The sequence below is a fragment of the Pedobacter sp. AW31-3R genome, from assembly GCF_052180285.1.
Lineage (GTDB): Bacteria > Bacteroidota > Bacteroidia > Sphingobacteriales > Sphingobacteriaceae > Pedobacter.
Genome location: NZ_CP197475.1, coordinates 2,849,300 through 2,870,476, shown reverse-complemented (window position 1 = coordinate 2,870,476; position 21,177 = coordinate 2,849,300). Strand labels below are relative to the sequence as shown.

The following is a 21,177-nucleotide window of genomic DNA, read 5'->3' as shown; positions in this document are numbered from 1 at the left end:
TATTAAAAACTGGCCTGTAAGGTTAATGAAATTGTCCGCGCAAATGGATAAATAGTTCCCCGCTCGGTCCTCATGGATGAAGCCACAAAAACTTCATTACTATTGACACCAACTCTTAGCCGTTCAATGCCAATCGATTTAACGGCAGTGATGCGATCCAGTTCATAGGAAAAACCAACTGCTGCCAATCTGATTTCGTTCAGATTTTCCACAAAACGCGTACTGGGCCGCGTAAGTTCCGTATTTGCAATGTCTTTAAAAAAGCTCAGGTCCCCCGGCTGTCTCCAACGTCCGGTTAGTACACGCCTGTCTACATTGAACGCTGGATTGGCATTTTCAACCTTATCTACCAAAGTCTGATTGTACATCTGACCACCTAGCCGATAAGCAAAAGAAGCATTGAACTGCCATCCACCCTTTCTTAGGTCAAAGCCAACATTTCCAATAAATTTAGGCAGGTTATCGCCTGCTGCAATCTGGTCGGCAGCATCCCAAACATAAGTTTGTTCGCCATCTTTGGTCAGGTACAACTCTTTCCCGTTGGAAGGGTCTATACCTAATGACCTGACCGCCCATATGGTATTTACGGAATAACCTTCAACGAAGCGGGTGCCTGGAGAATTAATTTCCATTTCGTCCTGTTTGTCATTCAGCGCTTTCAGAGAGCTGGAAATCTCGATTAATGTGGATTTGTTTCTGCCCATTGTGGCATATACATTAACATAGTTCCCGTTTTTTGTATTGTTGTATACCCGGTAATTGACTCGGGTATCAAATCCTGTATTCCTGACCTTTCCAAGATTGGCCTTATAGGTATCAAAGCCTGAGGATGGGGGAAGACTAACGTCTGTCAATAAGCCGTCGGTATTGCTCAGGTAATAGTCAAATACGAGACTGAACCTGTTGTCAAAAAGTCTCAAATCAAGCCCTGCGTTTTGATCAGATCGGCGCTGCCACCTCAAATCCGGGTTTGACAATGCCAACACGTAGGCACCATTACTGTTAATGTAATTGTTGTCGGTGATGTAATTGAATGTAGTCAGACTTAGAAAGGAATTGAAATTTTGGGATCCCGTAAAGCCAGTAGAGGCCCTGACTTTTAATTCATTAATATAATTTAAAGACTTGATAAAAGATTCATTATGTAAATTCCACCCCAGGCCTGCAGACCAGAAACTTCCCAAACGCTCATTGGTACCGAACTGTGAAGAAGCCGTTAACCGGTAAGAGAAGTCGGCCAGAAAACGATCATCATAAGAGTAGTTAAATGAACCAAAACCACCCATGTCCCTGGTAATATCCTCTGCTCCTGAAAGTTTCGAGCCTTCAGCAAATTGAAGTCCAAGTGAGGGGTAGTTAAGCTGCTCATTCATAAAACCCTCTACTGTATACAAAAGGCTGGAAGTTTTATAACTGTTCATATCCATACCCGCATTCAGCGTGAGGTAGTGTAAACCCAGCTGTTTGGTATAGCTGGCAGAAATATTAGCTAGTAAATTACCTACTTTACCATTTCCCTTCGCATAGCTACCTTTTCTGGTTACGTCAGTATAATTCGCAAAACTCGTATGTTCTGCCGGAAGGAAAACATCAGATTCAGTGATCTGTCTGGTAAAACTGATCCGGGCATTCAATCTCAACTCGTCCAATATCCGCCAGTCTGCATTAAAATTGTTGGTGATATCTGTATACCTGGATATATCCGAGGTGCCGATTTCCCCATTCCACAAAGGATTGAAAACACTTCTGATCGCGCGAAGCTGACCAGATTGCAACACATCGCCTATAGCTGGTTCAGCCGAGTAGTAATTGGCGATTTTCTTCACTCTTCCAAACTGGTCAAACGGTGTAACATACGGATTTATCCGCGTATACTGTTCAAAGCTTCCATAAGGAGAATTAGTTGCCTTATTTCCTGAGACCGTCAGAATATTATTAAATGCAAATTTGCCCACGCGGTAAATCATGGTAATCGCCCCTGAGGAAGTAGACCTGCCAGATCCTTTCATCACGCCGGCAACATTATTTTGCATCAGATCAATTCCATACCGGAATGATTCCTCACCGCCATCTAAGCGTAAAGAGTGCCTTTGTCCAAACCCGTTTCTCACAGGTTGGGCAAGCCAATCGGTATTAACTCCGCTTTCCACAGCTTTCAGGTTCTCGCTGTAAGCGCTGATCAGACCGGCTTGAACCAGTGGATTTGGCGAATCATATAATCCTGCGGCGCGTTCCACTTCCAGTTTTTCCCTTGCATTCACCATATTGTAACTGCTCAGGTCTGGCGTTTCCAGGTTAAAATTTGCATTATAAGATATCCTGAGTTTTCCGGCTACAGGTCGTAATGTCTCGATCACCACCACCCCATTCGCTGCCCTGGAACCATAAATCGCTTTAGAGGCTGCATCCTTCAAAATGGTTACACTACGCACACGGTACATATCCAGGTCAATAATTTTATCAATAGTGGTTTCAAACCCATCCAGGATAAATAGAGGCAAATTCGGATTGGATTTATATTCACCATTCAGGTCTGGCAATCCCGACTGCCCCCGGATCTGAATATCCGGTATGCGGTTGGGATCTGAACCAAACTGCATATTCGTCTGCACGTTGAAGGAAGGATCCAGGTTTGCCAAACTTTTAATCAGGTTCTGGTTTCCTGCTTTGAGTAGTTCCTCTTGCTTAAAACTTGAAGTTGATCCAGTATATGTACTGGCTTTCCGGGTAAACATACCCATGACAATGACGTCCTTCATCTCATTTACAGTTTCTTCCATACTGATTGTGAGTGGCCGTTTGAAATCAGATACCAGTACTTCAATTGACTGAAAACCGACGAAGCTGAACATGATGGTACCTCCGCGTTCCACAGGAATGCTGAACTCGCCTTTCTCGTTCGTTTTTACCCCACGTTTCCTGTTCTTGACAGCTACACTGACTCCTGCTATCGGCGTGCTGGTCATTGCATTGATCACACGCCCGCTCACCAGGGAATCGGCCAAGGCATCGGGAGGTGTTTTAACAGCAGGAACAGAACGTTTAATATAAATTACCCCATCGGCTATCGTGTAGGTCAGATTGGTATTTTTCAAGCTGAGATCCAGTGTCTGGGCAATGGTCCCATTGCTGATTTTGACATCCAGCCCCCTGACATTTCCGATCAGATCGACATTGTAAATAAAATCATAGCCACTTTGCTGCCTGATTTTTTTAATGAGACTGACCAGAGAAGCATCTTTTTCATTCAGATTTATTTTCTGGGCAAAAGTGGTTCCGGCTTTGACCTGCAGAATAGTGGCAAGGATGATGACAACAAATACCTTCATAATTAAAAGGACTTTTTTGGCATAGCAGGTTTGCCTACCAAAATAGTTGGTAAAAATTTTATACATTTAGTTGATTGGTTTAAACGTAGCTCCGGTCAAGAGATCATACGTTAGTTGATATTGTCTGTTATGGTTAATTATCTGACGCCAATTATTCTTCCGGATTCCGATGGCCATCGGAATCCGGTTTTTAAGAGGGTCATCTGAGATAGTAGCTATTTGATCACCCGTATCCTCCTTCCTTCGATTTTAAATTTAACATCTTCTGTATTCTGGATTATTTTCAATACATCTGCGAGATTACGGTTTCTGGAAATGCTCGCAGCAAGATGCAGATTGACTGGTTTGTAGTCGTACACAATCTCCACATCGTACCAACGGGCGATCATATTCATCGTATTCTCGAAATTTTCGGGATTGAAAATAAAATAACCATTCTTCCAGGCAACCGCTTCTTCAAGATCAGCTTCCCGGATCTCAATCTTATCATCCTGAACCACAGACTGCTGCCCCGGCTTCAGTACAGCCCGGTTGTTTATTTTTAAAGCGCCTTCCAGTAAAGTTGTTTTTACTACAGCTTCTTCGATGTAAGCATTGATATTAAAATGTGTTCCCAGTACCTCAATCTTTTGCCCCTTACTCCTTACTGTAAATGGTTTGGATTTGTCTTTTGAGATTTCGAAATAACCTTCACCACTGAGCTGAACTTCCCTTTTATTCAGGTTTTTGAAACTTGTAGGATATTTCAAAGATGAAGCAGCATTCAAAAATACAATGGATCCATCGGGCAGACGGATCTGGGTCTGCTGTCCATTGGCAGTATATAAAGTATTGTATTCAAGCTTGTCATTCTTGCGGTCCATCACTTCGTACAGTATCTGTCCGTTGGCAGTTTTAGAAATTCTGACTCCAGACTGGGTAGCAATGTTTCCGCTCGAAACATCATTGATGAGTATTTTTTGCCCGTTGGCGAGTACAAGGGTGGCAGCTTGCTTACCAGGTTGAATGTGATTATGATGCGCTATTGTGTTTACCTTTACCTGTTGGGTGGACATATAATGAACCAAGCCCACACTAAAAATAACCAGAACCATCGCAGCTGCTGCCAGCCAGTAATTATATTTTGTTGGTGTTTTATAGTGATGAATTTTGCTGATTGTATTTTCCCATAATACCTCCTCATCTAGGGAATTGTATTCTTTCAGCGCAGTACTTAGGTTTTCTTCGGTTAAAAAATCAAGAAAAAAAGATTGATTTTCGTCAGAACTGTGGATCCAATCAGTCAATTCATGTTGTTGCTTCGCGTCCAGTGTCCCCCTAAGATAACCGGTAATAAGTTGTGATATATGGAATTGGTTCTCGAACATAGCTGGAATTGATTTTCTGTGTCAATTTCTATAGAAACACCTGAGCTAACAGAACAACCCAAAAAAATGAATTTATTTTACTGGCCGTCTAAATAGTACATCAACGCGAGTAGTCCGGTAGCCGACAATCCCTTTTTCAGCATGGCAGTTTTCAGCAGTTCAACTGCCCGGGTTTTGTAATTCCTCACCGTTTGGACAGAGAGTCCCAGTCGTGCGGCGATCTGGTCGGTTTTCTCCTGGTTGAAATAAATCAGCTTAAAAACCTGCCGGTAATTCTCCGGCAACAATTCAATCTCCCTGTTTAACTCCTCAAGAATTTCCGCTTTAACCATTTGCAGGAGCACATTCTCCTTCGAATCCAGAAGTTGGTCGTAATACTCCTGCTGAGCCATCGTCCTCACTTTTAAATGCCTGAGTCTGTTTAAGCAAGCATTACGACAACTGAGATAGAGAAAGGCCTTGATATTCTCTGCCGTCTGAAAACTGTTACGCCGTTCCCAAAGTTTGGCAAAACATCCCGACACAATGTCTTCAGCTTCCTGCCGGTCATTTAAAAGGCGGTTGGTAAAAAAAACCAGGGATTTGGCGTATCGCTTAAAAAAATGGGATAATGCTTTCTCATTGGCCTTTGTCCATTCTTCCATCCAATACCTATCATCAAGCGCGTTCGTCATTTCCATTGCCAACCCATTACTGCAAAATCAGTGAAGGCAATATGCGGATTTATTTTAATATTAAATGTAGCAGGATGCTGTTTTATTGGTCTTAGCGCATCCCAACTAAATTGAAAAAACCGCAGCATCCATTACTTAAATGTGCTCAACGTTAAATATTACTTGAAATCTTATTTTCGCGCCAAGCGGGAGGGATCACATTAAATTTAAAAAAAACAGTTCATCATTCTATCTCAAAAATAGCCTGGATGGAAACGGATGAGTTCAATGGTAAAGAGTATACCCTACTGGTGTTTCGCGTGTGTTTTCCTTTCTCCCCAAATATTTCTACGGTCAAATCCGAGGCAGCATTCATCAATACAGCGTGATTGGTATAAGAATCACTGGTGCTAAATGTACCGATAAGCTGTACACAACGTTTTACGCTGTTCAAATCTCCACCAGTCGCTTCCTTCAGGATTGCAATGATGTTCAGCATGGTAACCATCTGATATCAAAACCATTCCTTGAACTGCCAATTTGTTTTCCGTACCACTACCTGCTGACATGAGCAGAAATTATCTAATGAATTTCCACCAATCAAAATCAAATGAATCATCTTTGGCACCTTCGAAAAGAAAATACAGGTCATGAATACCTTTATTTTTTTACCCACGGTATTTACAGTCAGCCACTTATTTTTAGCATTGTATCAGAAAAAAGACCGTCCGTCCATGTGAAATAATTTCTTCGTAAACTACTTACTTCAAAAAGCCTTTCAGAAGCAGTTTTACTTAGCCAAAATAAAACATCAAGACTATCTTCGTCTTCCCTCCTTACCTCGTTAACTACCATTGCCATCTTTCTTTCGTGTTTCATTTCTAAATTTTAAAGATGTTTAAGCTGAGATTATTAGCCTTTATAGTTCTCCTGATGCCGTAGGGTAAAAACAGCAACAGTGAATTAAAACAACTACTGGGCTAATTCAAAGATTCCTCCTGAACTGTAGGGTAAGTGCTGTAGAACTGTTCGGGGAAGGTACGTTTCAACTGAGCCTCAGGTAAGGTCTAGGTGCCACCAAAAACAACTAGTAAAAAAAAACGCTCGTAGACCTTACCTAACTCGGATTTGAATGGCACCCTGCCCGAGGACGTACCGAATCGTTCAAGAACACGTACCTCGGCATTATTAACCAGCACATCAATAATCCGGATGAATTTCACGAACCTGGATCCAATTTGAGATGCTGTGTTTAATCAACTGGAGAATAATTTCAAAATATGACCGATGGCCAGATACCTTAAGTGGTTTGTCTTCATTTGTCCTGTTCACACCTGACAAATGAAGACAAACAAAGACACGCCGGATAAAATATGTGGAATTTTCAGTAATTTGAAATACATTCGTCCAACAAATCAATTGTAGAAACTGAGAAGAGAACACCACTGCTAACCTAGAAAACAGACCACGATGAAAACTTCTGTAAATGACCCATTCGACGTTGATATTTGCCTAAGAGGCCTGGGCAATATGATTTCCCTGATAATAGATGATGTTTACGAATATGCCTATGTTTTAACCTTCAAACGATCTATGAAAATGTACAGCAAAGAATTTCATGATCCGGATGAGGTACCAGTGCTGGATTTGGCATTTTTCCAAAATACCGGAGATCTATATGTGACCAATTGTGCTGAAGCGAATGGCAAACTGGTAGCCTATAAATTGAAGTTGATAAACATCCTCAACATTGACGAGATTCATGACTTTAATGATGAAGTATTAGACAATGAAGGCGACAGGTATAAACCCTATTACCTGATGTACAAAAAATCAAAAAGTTATAAAAAACTAAGGCAGTATTATGAACGCTTGTTAGTGGAAACTATAAAGTGTTTGTTCACCTACGCCTGTGTATTAACGGCTCAAAGCTATAGGGTACCATCTATATTGAGAAAACAGTTTAATCTACCCGATGACCAGTGTTTCAGACTGTTAAATACAGACGACCTCCATGTACAATTGCTCATTGAATTGATCATTGATTTGAAAAAGAGTCTTGCGGAACTTCGGGAAATCACAGAAAAACAATTGGCTAAAACCATTGCCAGGAGAAAGAAAACGAAAGTGGAAGACCAAAAATAGAAGCACAGCATCCTAGAATTTGTCCAAGGTACAAGTGATTGCCTCTCATGTTTTTATGTCAGGGAAAGGCTACCACTGACTTACCACCCTTAAATTCAACAGTTTGCGCTAGTCGCAACGTCCCATTTTTGGTTGGAATAAATGTTAATTTCAATGAATCCAATGAAACAGTATTTCTACTAAAATAATAACATTCTGTAAATTCTAATTTACCATTGAACACCCGATATCTTCCCTCTATAAAAGTGGAATCATTTCGTTTCGCTGTCATATACGAACTACATAATTCTTTCAACTGTCCTGGTTTTCTAACAACAAAATATTCTGCATGCCAGTCATCATCATGTGAGTAGAAACCTTCCTTATAAATTAGAAATGAAAATTTCCCAATCTTAATCCTTTCTATAAGAGACTTATTAGATCGGTGATGAGTACTAAATAAAAGAAGTGCCAAACTTACTATAAAAACTTTCATGACTACATATTATACTATTGTGAAAAAATACAAAGGTGTGCATTCGTTAATTTAGCAGGAGAATCAGGAGTGAAATAATCACCAAGCCCAACCCCATTTCCATTCCAAGTTGTTACATAAACTTTTTAGTGACTAGCTATTGCTATTAACTAAAAATGATCACTTTACTTCAAATGGTTATTAGTTAAACATATAAGTAGTACCAATGGCACGACCACCATAATGCATAGCCACATGAAATTTATCACGGTATACAACTGATAATTTTCCTTATAGTTCTTAACTATTCTAATAGCCCGTTTTTTTGTATAAAACCAGGAAAATAAAGAAAAATAAACCAACCCAAAAGGGAACAATAAAATTTTATTGGTAGAATAGCTATCAGTCAAATTATAGGAGAAATTCACTTCAAAACAAATTTCAATAATTTTTAGTATCAGAAATACGTGTATGAGAATAGTCAAGGCTACTGCTCCAGAGGCTGTTTCTCTATTCACAGTATTACCACCTTTTTCATGGTATCGATAAATCCAGTTAAAAATAAAATTATACATTATCGATTTAAGACTTATAGTATTTTGAATTGAAAAAGATATAACACACACACTAACAAATACACATTTAGAATAATCTACAGCTAATCAGCTGTCTGTTCGTCATAAAAATCATAACCGCACTTAAAAGCAAAAGCGAAGGTGGTATGGCCCAATTTGTTATCATTCAAGATCTTTGAAAACATGTGTAAAAACAAGATCTTTAATATTCAGATCTTGTTCTTTTTTTTCAAATTCACTTAAATTTAGGGGACCGTAAAAACTTTTATCAGCCGATTTAGTGAGTTTAGTTTTTAAAGGAATAATATAGTAATTAATAACTCCTTTATCTGGCTTATCGGGAAAACTTCTTGGGTGTTGCTTTACAACTATAAAACTATTATTTTGACCAACTGCAAATACTGTAGCATCTATTACTCCAATACCATATTCACCATCTTGATACCCTAACGACATATCTTCGTCTACACCAGTCGCTGATATATAATAGCCACCATTGAGATCTTTATAATATGCTTCACGACCGCAGCCGAAACATAGGGTAACTATCATCATAAAATGGAGCATGTTTATAAAAACTTTCATATGTTTATTCTAATATATCAATTCTATTAAAGTTTATTGGTTTAGTAAAAAAATGGGTGGCTAGATTACCCACTGGGTCCCATGTTGAACGATTCCAATCTGTTGCAAAACCATACATTAATAATTTAAACCTGGTTGTATTTTGGATAGTAAAAATAAAATTTATCCCATCGCTGCTTTATATCTGGTTTAAGGAATAGATAAAAAGATCTGTGTCACAGAAATTCTTAAAACCGAAACACAAATTTTAACTATGATATAGTAAATCTCTGAGAATTACCATTCCAAAGCCTATTCCAAAAATCGGAGTGAAAAAGATTATTATGAATAGGAAACTAATTATGTGGTTATTAAAACTATACTTGTTTTTATATTTTTCAATTACTGATCCATAACTCACCATGTACCTACGCCTTAGCATTAAAAAAATCAAAAAAAATAATAGAATTACAAATAAAGAAAAAAAAAGCTTATTGTATTCAATTATGAGACTACTAATCAACCACATATAAAATATTGAAAATACAAAAATCAGATAATTAAAAGTATTAATGCACACCAAATTGATACATCTATTCTTGATGTCATCTTCTGCTTTATTTACTATAATCAAAAATCTATTCGTAATAAAAGTTATAAAATCTATAATCATTTAGCTTAGTTCTTATTCGTCAAATACATTTTGTTCAATTGATTTATCATTATATAGCCAGGATCCAGGTTCTATAATCCCATTGCCTAATGCAAACCCTCCTGTAAGTGGCCCACCACTCCAAACCTTTTTACCTAAGAAGTTTAGTCAAGCCATCATAAATCGCCTTGTTACAAGCATTAACTTGTTGATGCCAATATTCTCTTGCTTGATTAACAACCCGGGCATCTTGAAATGAATTTGAAACAGCCTCATTATTAGTCATTATTAAATGTTCTATAATCATCTCCTGTACCTAATGTCCAGGTAAAGATTAATCCTAAGACTATCGACAATGGCTCAGTCCCCCCTGAATGGTATTTCATAATAACTACAAACTACCTTTTTCCATTATAAAGTATCAAGTAATTTACCCCGATCAAAACAAGTAAAGGAGCTACCACAAAGTAACCTAGTCTTATTTCTTGTTTTAGAAAGAAATAAGTTAACCCACAATAGGTTACGCAATAAGATATTGAGCTCAAAACAAATTCTATAAATTTCTACCATCAAAATTTTAGTGCATTCCGGTAAACACATCTAAAATCAGAAATTCTTTTTTAACCAATAGTGGATAAAAAAGAATTTAACCGGATAGAGATTCATTTTATAAATCAAATATATTTATCAATAAAAAACAAAACTCACCACATATTATCATTATCAAACCACATATTGATATTTTAGAAAAACTATTATCGATAAACACATCAGCGTCGATAAGATAAAACTAATTCAAGTTTGATAGGGCGTATTGTCTCTCCTTCTCCATACCGCTCTTAGGCAAGCCCCGTACATAATAGGACAAGAGCTGTATATTTTACACCTATCTTCTATAAGGAAATCGCGCCTAGCCATACTACTTTAAATCTTATACATAATAAATCATAAGACAACCACTTTAATCTTCTTCGATTGCCACTCACAAAACTTAACATCATTACTCTTATCCATACGAGGACAATAGAAATATCAAATAAAATACCGATAGTACAATACAAAACATTATTGAAAGCTTAAAACCTTTAATATATTCAGTTCTGGCTGTAATCTTGGATCTATGTAATCCTATTATTGCTAAAAAAAATAGAATAAATAAATACATACATAAGAAACCATTTACAAGATCGATACCAAATAGCATTCCAGCTAAAGGGTTATCGAAGCTGTTGCCAGCATAAATAGTTCCTGTAATTATTCTTCCAATAATAAATAGTAAAATTGAAATAGCAACAAATGTTGCGAGCACTTTATATCTTATAAATTTGTTTTTTTTGCTTCTCATTTCCATGTACCTTTAAAAATTGGAAAATATGGTGGGTTTGGCACTCTTTTCATTGTATAGCCATTATTGTTAATATAAATATTTAGAGATACCATTTTGCCTTTGTAGTTAATTTGGATATCATTACTACTCAAATGTAGGACTAAATTCTTTCCATCTACCCATGTAAATAATAACAATAAACTTATGAACTTAGCGATTTGTATGACCTACTTTTTATGTGAAGTACTCTCAATATGTCGGACAGCTGTAGGTCAAACCTAAGATTATTTCCCCATACCGTTCTTAGGCAAGCCCCGTACATAATAGGACAAGAGCTGTATATTTTACACCTATCTTTTATAAGGAAATCGCACCTAGTCATACTACTTTAAATCTTATACATACGATGAAAAAACTACTATTATTCTGTATTATTTCAATAGCTTTTGCGGCCTGTAAAAAAGAGGAAGAAGAATCCCTTCTCTCGTTGAAACTAAAAATGGCAACTACCACAAACTCCTCGGGGCTTGATCAGAAAGTTACTTTTGATTATGACCAAAAGGGTAACTTAAAAAGTGCGAAAAAATACTCCGGTGGCGTATTACAAAGTTATTTCGAATACATCTATGAAGCAGGCATCTTAACGGGTGCTAAAAGTTACGTAAAGAGTTTATCTGGCAATAGTTATGATTCAGCATCAGATGTGAAATTTACCTATGTCAACAATAAACTTTCAGAGATTTCTATCCAGCCGGCTTTGAATGTTTTCCCTTCACAACCTGCTAAATATTCGTTTGAATATGGTAATGACGAGACACCGGTTAAGGTTAAACTCCAATTCTTCAATAAAATAATTAATGAATATAGCTATAATGATATCATGTCGTATCCTTTCAGGATTATTGACCTCCATACTGATTACGGAGAAAGGTGGAATGTTCCGAACCTGCCTGCACCCCAAGTCGTTTACGAATTTGACCATAACAATAATCCGTTCTATAAATTGCCTTGGCTCGATGTAGAGTTCGTAAATAATAAAGTCTTGTATACATTTACTCCCTTATCATTTTTTAATAAGTATAATAGAACAAAAATGCTTGTTACTATTGATGGCTCACCTATTTACACATATTTATCAACCTATACCTATTCTGCAACTGGCTATCCGGAGAAAAGCACAAATACTCAATATCCCGGTAATTTTCAGTCAGAAAGCAGATTCGCGTATTGGTAATATGGGAAGAATCCATCATGTTTACCGAAAGCTGTACTCCATTTCATCAGGGGTATCTGTTAATATTATCAAATTTTTCATATTCGATAATATTAACTTTTGGAATTCCGGAATACGAGGCCGTCAATTCAGCAGCTTTGACCAGATCTTTCACAACCTTGCCCTTTGTATATAGTTGTTTAAGTTGGTCATATGTGTCAGGGAGGTACAACGAAGCTCCGCCATAAAAATACAAACCACCAACAACAGAACTTCTTGAATATAGAGATTGCTTAAACGTTTTTCTCACATCATATGCTTTTTTGAACCAATCTACCGAGATATTTTCATCAAGAACAATGTTGTGCTTACGAAAAACTTTTTTCAAAGATTTATTGTCATTAGTTTGACCATACTTGTAGATCATCCCTAAATAATACATCGCATTGGGGCTTCCCAATTCAGCTGCCTTCTTGAAATAGTCTATTGCGGATTCATTACCTGGATTGTATGACAGATCGTAATACATGCCTAAAATTACGTAAGCATCAGCACTGCCCAAGGCTCCGGCCTGTTTCAAGTATGGAATGGCATTTTCGAAATTATAACCACTATGGCCAACCTTTCCGGAAACTAAATTTGCCTTGTGTAACAGTGCATCTGTATTATTATTGGCCAGTGCTGCGTTGAACCATTCTTCCCCTTGAGGGACATATGCGGTACTTGCCAGGTCATTACTTGCGAAATACAGCAGCATTTTCACATTTTCATCTCCTTTTTGGGCTTGTTCAATCAATGGCAGAAATTCCGTTACAAATTTAATTTGCTGCCGCTTTTCTAGCGCGGCCTGTATACGTTTCGAATTTGCGTCAGATTCTGCTTGCCATCTCGCCATTTTCTTTTCGTAGTTTGCGTTGACCTGCTCTACCAGACTCCCCAGGATCGTCGCACCTGCCTGAATATAGACTTCGGTTTTAGTTGATCCGGCATAGGCATTTGAAGGTGTATAGTTTGCAAGAGGATCGTTGCCTGAAGTGTTTGCGGGTAGTCCTGTTGCCACAGGTTGTGTCCTGGAGGTAGCGGTACTATTGGTATTTTGGGAATTATTTAAATTGTTTGAGGACGGAGCGTTTGCGGATGTTGTATTACTGGTTTTCTTTTGGTTGATGATATTATCAAGTTCTGGTATGGGCTGCGGACTGTAATAGGCCTTGGTTATGGTAAGTTTGAACGCGGAGAGGTCTATTTCTTTACCGCCTAGTTTCGCTGCAGAAACCCTAGTTCCATAGGTTCCTTCACTTGCGTATGATATGGCAACTCCTATCAGTTCCGTTGTTCCATTTGGGGTTATGCAATTGATTTGTACATTAAGTGATGCGGGTGGCAAATTGGTTTGTGGCCAGGCAGACAGTCCCAAATCTCCTTTGGTGTAGGTCTTTTGTGGTGTAGCATAAGAAGCATGACTGGGTACGCTCACCCTTGGGTTGTAATACACAAAATAAATGTCATCATTTCGCTTTTCAAATTTATACGAGACTTCCCAGTTTACATGGGTGTAGTGGCTTAACCCCGCTCTGGAAATAGGGCCAATCGCTCCACTGAGTTTTTGTTGGGCACTTGAAGCAAACGCATTTGCCAGCATCAGCAGTATTATATTTTTCATATGGTCGCGTAATAAAGGAAGTTGCAGGATTATTTTAACGGCCTAATCTACAGCTATAGCTTATGATCTAAAATACTTACAAGTAAGTATTTTTATGGTTAATAAACCAACATTTATACCCCAGTCCTACAACTGGCATTTCATCTTTCTTACAAGAGCCCAGATCCGGATGTGTTTGCCGATCGTATAGAATAAGCGGAGGGATAGTACACACAGCATGTTGCTTCAATTGTTCAGCTATTTTGAAACAAGCTGTCCCTCAACAGGAAAACCTGCCTATACACACAGAAAAGGACGGTAATTACCTATTTGAATAGTGGAGATTATTCATTTAATTCGTATCCTATCTTTAACCGCATCTCATGACTACAGATTTACAAAAACTGCATACCATATGGCAGGAAAGCAGAGCTTTTCATAACACTGATTTTCCCAGGATTGGTTTTGATGAGCTAACAAACGCTATTGTTAGCGTTGGCCCGTTTTATTTTTATGTCATTGATTTTTACGATATGTCTTTGTCCCATGTAAGTCCTGCTATCGAGTATATACATGGTCTGGATCCTGAAAAAGTAACGTTTAATGAGGTGTTGAATACCATCCATCCCGATGATGTTAGTTTTGTAGCCGATGCAGAGGCATTTATTACCAAATTCTTTCGCGAGCGGATTTCCCGTGAAAAACTCCTGAGTTACAAAATGAACTATATTTTCCGAAGCCGGATGGCAAACGGAGAATATGTGCTGCTTAACCATCAGGCAATTTTGCTTAGTTTAGATGATGACGGAAGATCAGGTAAATCACTGAATATTCATACACGCATTGACCACCTAAGCAATTTGAATACACGTAAAATATCCCTCATTGGTCTTAATGGTGAAGCTTCTTATATGAATATGAGCCTGGAGGAGGTAATAAAACCTCTGCCATATTTTTCAAAAAGAGAAAAACAGATTCTTAAGCTTGTCTCACAAGGCCTCAGCAGTAATGAAATATCGGAAAAACTATTTATAGCCGCCGCAACTGTTAAAAAACACAGACAGAACATTTTAGAAAAAACAGATTGTAAAAACATTACGCAGCTTATCAACGAATGTACCAGACAGGGACTGATTTGATACGTACAGATGAACGACTACAGCTCCTAACAGTTGCGGCACACTCCAATACCAATTCGACAGGATATGTTCAGGACAAAAAAACTTATTTTGATGTATTTTCAGGATAGTTATCAAAGCTAATCCCCCCTTTTCCATTTTATTTTTTTCATGTACAAAAAACGTTTAGAATTCTGGAAAGAAAGGGGAATTTAATTTTTTGTGCCTTTCTCCCGGGATGATGATATAAGGAACTGTGAGCTTAGCTCTTGGGATCCCTGTAGAGAATAACTTAGCAAGTTTGGAAAAGTCGGCACACCAAAAACTCAATACCTTTACCTCCAGACAAACAACAAGATGCATAAGAAAACAAGTACAAACGACATTTACATGCAAAGGGTAAATAAAGTGGTGGAATATATCAACCAGCACCTGGAATCATCTTTAGATATAAAAACATTGGCCGAGATATCTTGTTTTTCAAGATTTCATTTCCACAAAATCATGAGGGCCTTTTTAAAAGAACCACTTTATGGCTACATCAGCCGTATTCGTTTGGAGACTGCTGCCCGTTATCTTCGCTATTCTCAACTATCAGTTCAAGAGATTGCCTATAAGACAGGATATGAAGTACCCTCTTCCCTATCAAAGGCTTTTAAACAAGCCTTCGGAATTTCTCCGGCTGAATATAGGCAAAACAAAGAATTTACCATTAAGAGAAAAGCCCTTATCGATGACAATTTGAAATTGAAAAGACCAGTCATAAAAGAGCTGCCGACCCGAAAAGTCATTTATACACGATTGTGGGGCAACTATTCTACTAACGACTATGACACGGCATGGACTCAGTTGTGGAATTACGTAAAAGCAAATAAACTATTCAGCGCCGGAATCGAAAATATTGGGATCAGTTATGACGATCCTAAAGTGACAGATGCAGAGAATTGTCGTTATGAAGCTTGCCTCGTCATCCACAAGGAACCCGTGCCCAGTAGCCATATAGGCGTAAAAGATTTAGAAGGAGGATCATTTGCAGTATTCCTGTATCAAGGCCCTTATCATCAGCTCTCCGTCGTATATGATACCATTTTTTCAAGATGGCTTCTTCAAAGCGGATATGAGTTAAGGGAGTCACCAATCATAGAAAAATACTTAAATAACCCAAATCGTACAATCGAGTCGAAATTAAAGACAGAAATATATATCCCTATTAAATGACCCAGATTATGGAACTAACGAAGACAGATAAAATTACAGGCCTATCGTTATTGATACTTTTAGGATTTGCAGTAATTAGCAGTTCATTCTATTTCTTACATGTACTAAAAATAAGTGCCTTGGAATGGATGATATACAATGCCTGTGCTCCCTCCAGTATTCTACACATTATAGGCATTTCACTATGGGTGTTGAAAAAGAAAAATACGTTTCTATTAATTGGCGTGGTACCCATGTATTTCTTCGGAACGATGGGGATTTTCAATTTCTCCTGGGAGGGAAACAACCTATTTGCACAACTATCTCACGTTGTAATGACATTGAATCTTTTATATGTGATCTATCTCGCTGTCAAAGTGTCGGATTATAAAGAATTTTTCAAAAGTCTGCTCATCAGTGTGATTTGCTTCATCCCTTATATCTCTTATGTACAATATTATTGCAGGACACACGCTGAAGACGTAATGAGAGTATTACAAATGACGTAAACTTAAAGTTGGAATTTATGACCAAGGCTACAACCATGGTATTATGCCCAAGTTCAGTGATGATTTCCTCTTTTTGTTCAACTTATAACAGATTTAAAAACGCTTATTCATTTTTTCCACTTCTAATTTCACGCATCCCTTTTCCAAAGTGCTTTTTCATCAATTTATTCAGGTGACTACTGTCTGTAAAACCCAATTCCAAAGCAATCTGCTTCAAAGGTAATTCAGTATACCTCGCCCTCGATTCTGCAATCCTGAGCTTCGATTTGATGACATAGTCCTGGAAGCTTTCTGAAGCATTTCTCCGGAAGTACTCGCTAAAGTAACTCTCCGCGATATGGAACTTTTCCGATAAATAGGGAACAGATAATTTATCTGCATCCAGAATATTAAAGCTGATGAAGTTGAGCAGATCAGCAAATTTGCTATCTGTAAACCTTCGCCCCTTTAACACCTTCCGCTGGATATTACGGCAGATCACCCCCAGAATAGATACCAGCGTATTCTGTATAATAAAGGCAGAGCAGATATCTCTTGATTCATATTCCATCAGGATCACGTCCAGGAGTCTTTTAACCTGTGTCCTGTCATGGGGATCATCGATCAGTTCACCGGGATGATGGTGGTGATTGCCGATGATGAAATTCAACCTGCTGAACCACTGGCTGTAATCCACCCGATCATTCACTGCGGGGACAAAATAGCTGGCAGTAAAGCGGACAAATAAGAACTTTGTGGGCTCTTTGATAATATACTGGTGGCATTTTGCAGTTGGCAGTAGAAAAGTATCGTTTTTCCGATAAGGATACTGTACGTAATTCACGCTCTGGCTGCCGCTGCCATCCAGCACATAGACAATCTCAAAGAAATTGTTTTTCCTGCTTCTTTCTTTCCATTCCTGGAATTCGGCAACTTCAAGGGCAAATACGTCATGCAGATGTTCCATGTTACAAACATAATTATTCAAGGGCTTAGATCAACCTAATCCAATCATAATACCGTTTTTTCAGATCTGATGACCGCTCCTGAAGCCTCGGGAAATCGAAATTTGTAAGACAATCAGACATTTAAAAAATATGAAAGCAGTTCAACTGACTAATTTCGGGATCAGGAATTTCCGGGTCGCTGAAATCGAAAAACCTACACCCAGGGCAAATGAAGTATTAGTGAACATTAAAGCGGTGTCCTTAAATTACCTGGATACCATATTGGCGAATGGAAGTTTTCACAAAGACCTGTCTTTCCCCTACATCCCGGCATCTGACGGCGCAGGAATTATAGAAGCCATAGGCAGTGATGTGACCCAATGGAAAGCAGGAGACAGAGTTGCTGTACAATATGTACAGAATTGGACAAAAGGGTTAATCGACAAAAATAGCAATGCTGTCCGGGTAGCCTGGCAAACGCCGGGTGTGATGGCAGAGTACGTTTGTCTGCCAGCGCATGGGGTAGTTAGGGCTCCTGCAAATCTAAGTAATGAAGAGACAGCAACCTTGCCCATCGCCGCGTTAACGGCATGGCAAGGCCTGATCAACCAGGCAAACCTTCGTCCCGGACAAACAGTGCTTACACAGGGAACGGGTGGTGTATCCCTCTTCGCCCTGCAAATTGCAAAAGCTGCCGGGGCAAGGGTGATCGCTACGACCAGCAATAAGGATAAAGCGGAACGGCTGATCGCCCTGGGAGCTGATGCAGTGATCAATTATAACGAATACCCCGATTGGCATGAAAGCGTACAGTCATTGACAGGTGGTGAAGGTGTAGACATTACCCTGGACGTAGCCGGAACCAGGACCATCGTCCGTTCACTGCGCTCTGTCAAAGAAAATGGATTTGTAGGAACAGCTGGATTCATTTCAGGAGCCGACCTGCCGCTAAATATCCATGATCAAAAGATCAATATGTCTTTTTTGCGCATACAAGGTCTTGCGGTGGGCAGTGCCGAAAGTTTTACTGCGCTAAACCGCGCTATCGAAGTGAATGACATACACCCGGTCATAGACAGTATTTTTTCGTTAGACCGGGTACAGGAGGCTTACGAACGACTCGAAGAAGGAAAACACATGGGAAAGATTGTTTTATCAGTCTGAGGGGTGTCTGCAATACCAAATATAGTTTTTAAAGATTTTTTAAAGGCATTACGCTTGTCATGTGATCCAGAGATGAATTAATCAAAAGATTTTCTAAAGGCATTAGGTGATAGATTGGTGTAGCGTTTAAATAGCTTGTTAAAAGACTGTGGGTGCTCAAAACCCAGTAAATAAGCAATTTCTGCAATGGTCAACCTTGTGGTGTTCAATACCGTCTTGGCTGTTTCAATTAATTTATCATGGATATGTTGTTGTGCACTTTGTCCGGTCAACGATTTTAGCATATCTGTAAGATATCTTGGGGAAACGTTGAGATGGTTGGCCACCTCTAGCACCGTAGGGATGCCTCCCGGTTGTTTTGCAATCTGATCAGCCAGATAGCTATCCATTTGGCTGATCAGATCGTGATGAATGGCCTTTCTGGTAAGAAATTGCCTGTTATAAAAACGGTTACTGTAATTGAGCAACAATTCTATCTGCGAGACGAGCACATCCTGACTAAATGAATCTGTAGGATGATCGAGTTCTGAGGCAATGTTTTCAAACAATCCCAAAAGAACCTTTTTTTCTTTATCTGAAACCAGCAGTGCTTCATTCACCCCATAAGCGAAGAAACCATACTGATGAATATTCTTTCCCAGTTGATAATTTCGGATCAGATCGGCATGAAAATACAGGTTGTACCCGTCTTCATAACAGCTTTCCTCTGTTGACATGGTGATGAGTTGGTTTGGCGCGAAAAAAGCCAGGCCACCTTCTTCAAAGTCATAATAACCCTGTCCATATTTCACCTGACCGCTGAAGGCCTCTTTAAAGGAAACCTTGTAGAAGTCGACCAGAAAACTCCGGCCGGCATTTGCACGGCTTATTTGATCATTATCATATTTGACCAGCGCGACCAAAGGATGCAGAGGCTTGGGCATTCCCATATCCCGCATATACGCTGAAATGCCTTTGAATACGGTTGGCTGCAATTTAGCTTTCATCATTTACGCTAATTTACCATTAATTCTTAACATAGTGCCTGTTACCTTCTCACACGGTTCTCCTTTCTCCCACCCCAGTCGAAAGTTCAGGCACTGCTGGCGATTAGCCTCCGTCCTTTTAACTTACGACCAGAACGATCTTGCCTTGAATATTTCCTAGAGCGGCACGTTCGTGGGCTTTATGGGCTTCCGCAAGTGGAAATATGCTGTCAATGATTACCCGAACTGTTCCGTCATTCAACAGTGGAGCGATCTCTGCCAGCTGTGCACCGCTTGAGCGAACCTGTGTTGCTGAAACGGTGACACCTAGTTTCTCTGCTGCCTCGGTAGCAGAGAAACCCAGAGGAAATACTGGGAATAAAGCACCTCCCCGCTTGAGTGTATGCAGGAAACGACCTGTTGCTGATCCCCCAACGGCATCCAAAACCAAATCAATGTCATGTACAGCGTCCTCTGCGGCAGTCTTTGTATAATCTATGAATTCATCGGCCCCAAGCTCCCGCAGCAATGATTCATGCTTACCAGATGCCACAGCAATAACATATGCACCTTTCCATTTTGCCAGCTGAACAGCAAAGTGTCCAACACCACCTCCCGCACCATTAATGAGTACTTTCCTGCCTTTGAGCGACACAGGTTGATGTTGAGCCGGCTGAAGTCCATTCGGTTCATGATGCCCCAGATCAATCAGGAACTGCCATGCAGTAAGCAGCGACATTGGGGCTCCGGAAGCATGCAGGTGATCAATACCCGCAGGTTTAAGAGCAACTTCAGAAACTGGAACGCTTACATACTCAGCATAAGCCTTACTGTCACCCATCATTCCTGTCGGAAAGCGAACCATTGAGTAAACTTCGTCTCCAACAGAAAATTCACTGACATCATCAGCTACAGCGTCGATAACACCCGAAATATCTGTGCCCAGAATAACGGGAAAATTCACCTTTGGCTGCCATTCCGGAGGTAATGCCTTATAACCGTCCCGCAAATACCAGTCTGGCGGATTGATGCCAACCGCGTGAACACGAACACGTACCTCCCCAGACTTAAGCTCAGGAACCGGTGCATCTTCGTAACGCAATACCTCCGGGCCACCGAAGGCATATTGTCGTATAGCCTTCATCATTGATACACCTTCGCTATTGTCCATTTTTTCAAATTGATTCATCTTGTGATCATTTATCTTATAAGATTTTATGGAAGAATGAAATTATCAGGATACCCAAGGAACTGGATTGTATCTTCAGGTTTTTTCCCTTAAAACTTCTTTCCTATGGGTACAAAGTTCATGAAAGAGCAGAACCAAAAATTAGCCCAATCTGTAAAAAATGTAGCCAAAAAAACTCGCGAAATGGA

17 protein-coding genes are annotated in these 21,177 nt (G+C 39.3%); 6 read left to right on the top strand and 11 right to left on the bottom strand.

What is annotated here, in order from left to right:
• Positions 1–2: 2 nt before the first annotated feature.
• The 5 genes from ACSBL2_RS11750 to ACSBL2_RS11730 form a co-directional block, all read right to left on the bottom strand.
• Complete coding sequence (locus ACSBL2_RS11750) at positions 3–3,329, bottom strand: SusC/RagA family TonB-linked outer membrane protein (RefSeq protein ID WP_442591892.1); 3,327 nt, start codon at positions 3,327–3,329, stop codon at positions 3–5.
• A gap of 215 nt (positions 3,330–3,544) precedes the next feature.
• Positions 3,545–4,696 carry a FecR family protein gene (locus ACSBL2_RS11745; protein ID WP_442591891.1) on the bottom strand — a complete coding sequence of 384 codons (1,152 nt, stop codon included), beginning with the start codon at positions 4,694–4,696 and terminating at the stop codon, positions 3,545–3,547.
• A gap of 77 nt (positions 4,697–4,773) precedes the next feature.
• Positions 4,774–5,376 carry an RNA polymerase sigma-70 factor gene (locus ACSBL2_RS11740; protein WP_442591890.1) on the bottom strand — a complete coding sequence of 201 codons (603 nt, stop codon included), beginning with the start codon at positions 5,374–5,376 and terminating at the stop codon, positions 4,774–4,776.
• Positions 5,377–5,593: 217 nt separating this feature from the next.
• Positions 5,594–5,848 (bottom strand): RidA family protein, encoded by a 255-nt coding sequence (locus ACSBL2_RS11735; RefSeq protein WP_442591889.1) that lies wholly within the window; start codon positions 5,846–5,848, stop codon positions 5,594–5,596.
• A 188-nt stretch (positions 5,849–6,036) separates the two neighbouring features.
• A complete protein-coding gene (locus tag ACSBL2_RS11730) occupies positions 6,037–6,228 on the bottom strand; it encodes a hypothetical protein (RefSeq protein ID WP_442591888.1) in 192 nt (63 codons plus the stop codon).
• Between the two features lie 591 nt (positions 6,229–6,819).
• On the opposite strand from ACSBL2_RS11730, the gene ACSBL2_RS11725 reads away from it, so the two are divergent.
• The gene (locus ACSBL2_RS11725) at positions 6,820–7,494 is read left to right on the top strand and encodes a hypothetical protein (protein WP_442591887.1); all 675 of its coding nucleotides are present in this window, start codon (positions 6,820–6,822) and stop codon (positions 7,492–7,494) included.
• Between the two features lie 58 nt (positions 7,495–7,552).
• Here ACSBL2_RS11725 and ACSBL2_RS11720 read toward each other — a convergent pair whose 3' ends face one another.
• Positions 7,553–7,969 carry a hypothetical protein gene (locus ACSBL2_RS11720; protein WP_442591886.1) on the bottom strand — a complete coding sequence of 139 codons (417 nt, stop codon included), beginning with the start codon at positions 7,967–7,969 and terminating at the stop codon, positions 7,553–7,555.
• Between the two features lie 716 nt (positions 7,970–8,685).
• Positions 8,686–9,078 carry a hypothetical protein gene (locus tag ACSBL2_RS11715; protein ID WP_442591885.1) on the bottom strand — a complete coding sequence of 131 codons (393 nt, stop codon included), beginning with the start codon at positions 9,076–9,078 and terminating at the stop codon, positions 8,686–8,688.
• A 2,394-nt stretch (positions 9,079–11,472) separates the two neighbouring features.
• Here ACSBL2_RS11715 and ACSBL2_RS11710 point away from each other — a divergent pair.
• Positions 11,473–12,300 (top strand): hypothetical protein, encoded by an 828-nt coding sequence (locus ACSBL2_RS11710; RefSeq protein ID WP_442591884.1) that lies wholly within the window; start codon positions 11,473–11,475, stop codon positions 12,298–12,300.
• A 46-nt stretch (positions 12,301–12,346) separates the two neighbouring features.
• Here the strand turns inward: ACSBL2_RS11710 and ACSBL2_RS11705 are convergent, their stop codons facing one another.
• Positions 12,347–13,942, bottom strand: coding sequence for a hypothetical protein (locus ACSBL2_RS11705; protein ID WP_442591883.1), 1,596 nt, complete (start codon positions 13,940–13,942; stop codon positions 12,347–12,349).
• A gap of 362 nt (positions 13,943–14,304) precedes the next feature.
• Between ACSBL2_RS11705 and ACSBL2_RS11700 the strand changes: the two genes are divergently transcribed.
• From ACSBL2_RS11700 to ACSBL2_RS11690, 3 genes are all read left to right on the top strand, one after another.
• Positions 14,305–15,060, top strand: a complete 756-nt coding sequence (locus ACSBL2_RS11700) for a LuxR C-terminal-related transcriptional regulator (RefSeq protein ID WP_442591882.1) — start codon at positions 14,305–14,307, stop codon at positions 15,058–15,060.
• Between the two features lie 336 nt (positions 15,061–15,396).
• Positions 15,397–16,257, top strand: coding sequence for an AraC family transcriptional regulator (locus tag ACSBL2_RS11695; protein ID WP_442591881.1), 861 nt, complete (start codon positions 15,397–15,399; stop codon positions 16,255–16,257).
• A gap of 8 nt (positions 16,258–16,265) precedes the next feature.
• On the top strand, positions 16,266–16,745 hold the full coding sequence (locus tag ACSBL2_RS11690; protein WP_442591880.1) for a hypothetical protein: 480 nt from the start codon (positions 16,266–16,268) through the stop codon (positions 16,743–16,745).
• Between the two features lie 103 nt (positions 16,746–16,848).
• On the opposite strand, the gene ACSBL2_RS11685 is transcribed toward ACSBL2_RS11690, so the two are convergent.
• Complete coding sequence (locus ACSBL2_RS11685) at positions 16,849–17,691, bottom strand: AraC family transcriptional regulator (protein WP_442591879.1); 843 nt, start codon at positions 17,689–17,691, stop codon at positions 16,849–16,851.
• 130 nt (positions 17,692–17,821) lie between these two features.
• Between ACSBL2_RS11685 and ACSBL2_RS11680 the strand changes: the two genes are divergently transcribed.
• Entirely contained in the window at positions 17,822–18,835 is a 1,014-nt protein-coding gene (locus tag ACSBL2_RS11680) for a zinc-dependent alcohol dehydrogenase family protein (RefSeq protein ID WP_442591878.1), read from the top strand.
• Between the two features lie 77 nt (positions 18,836–18,912).
• On the opposite strand, the gene ACSBL2_RS11675 is transcribed toward ACSBL2_RS11680, so the two are convergent.
• Both ACSBL2_RS11675 and ACSBL2_RS11670 read right to left on the bottom strand, forming a co-directional pair.
• Complete coding sequence (locus ACSBL2_RS11675) at positions 18,913–19,824, bottom strand: helix-turn-helix domain-containing protein (RefSeq protein WP_442591877.1); 912 nt, start codon at positions 19,822–19,824, stop codon at positions 18,913–18,915.
• Between the two features lie 115 nt (positions 19,825–19,939).
• A complete protein-coding gene (locus ACSBL2_RS11670; protein WP_442591876.1) occupies positions 19,940–20,989 on the bottom strand; it encodes an NADP-dependent oxidoreductase in 1,050 nt (349 codons plus the stop codon).
• Between the last annotated feature and the right edge of the window lie 188 nt (positions 20,990–21,177).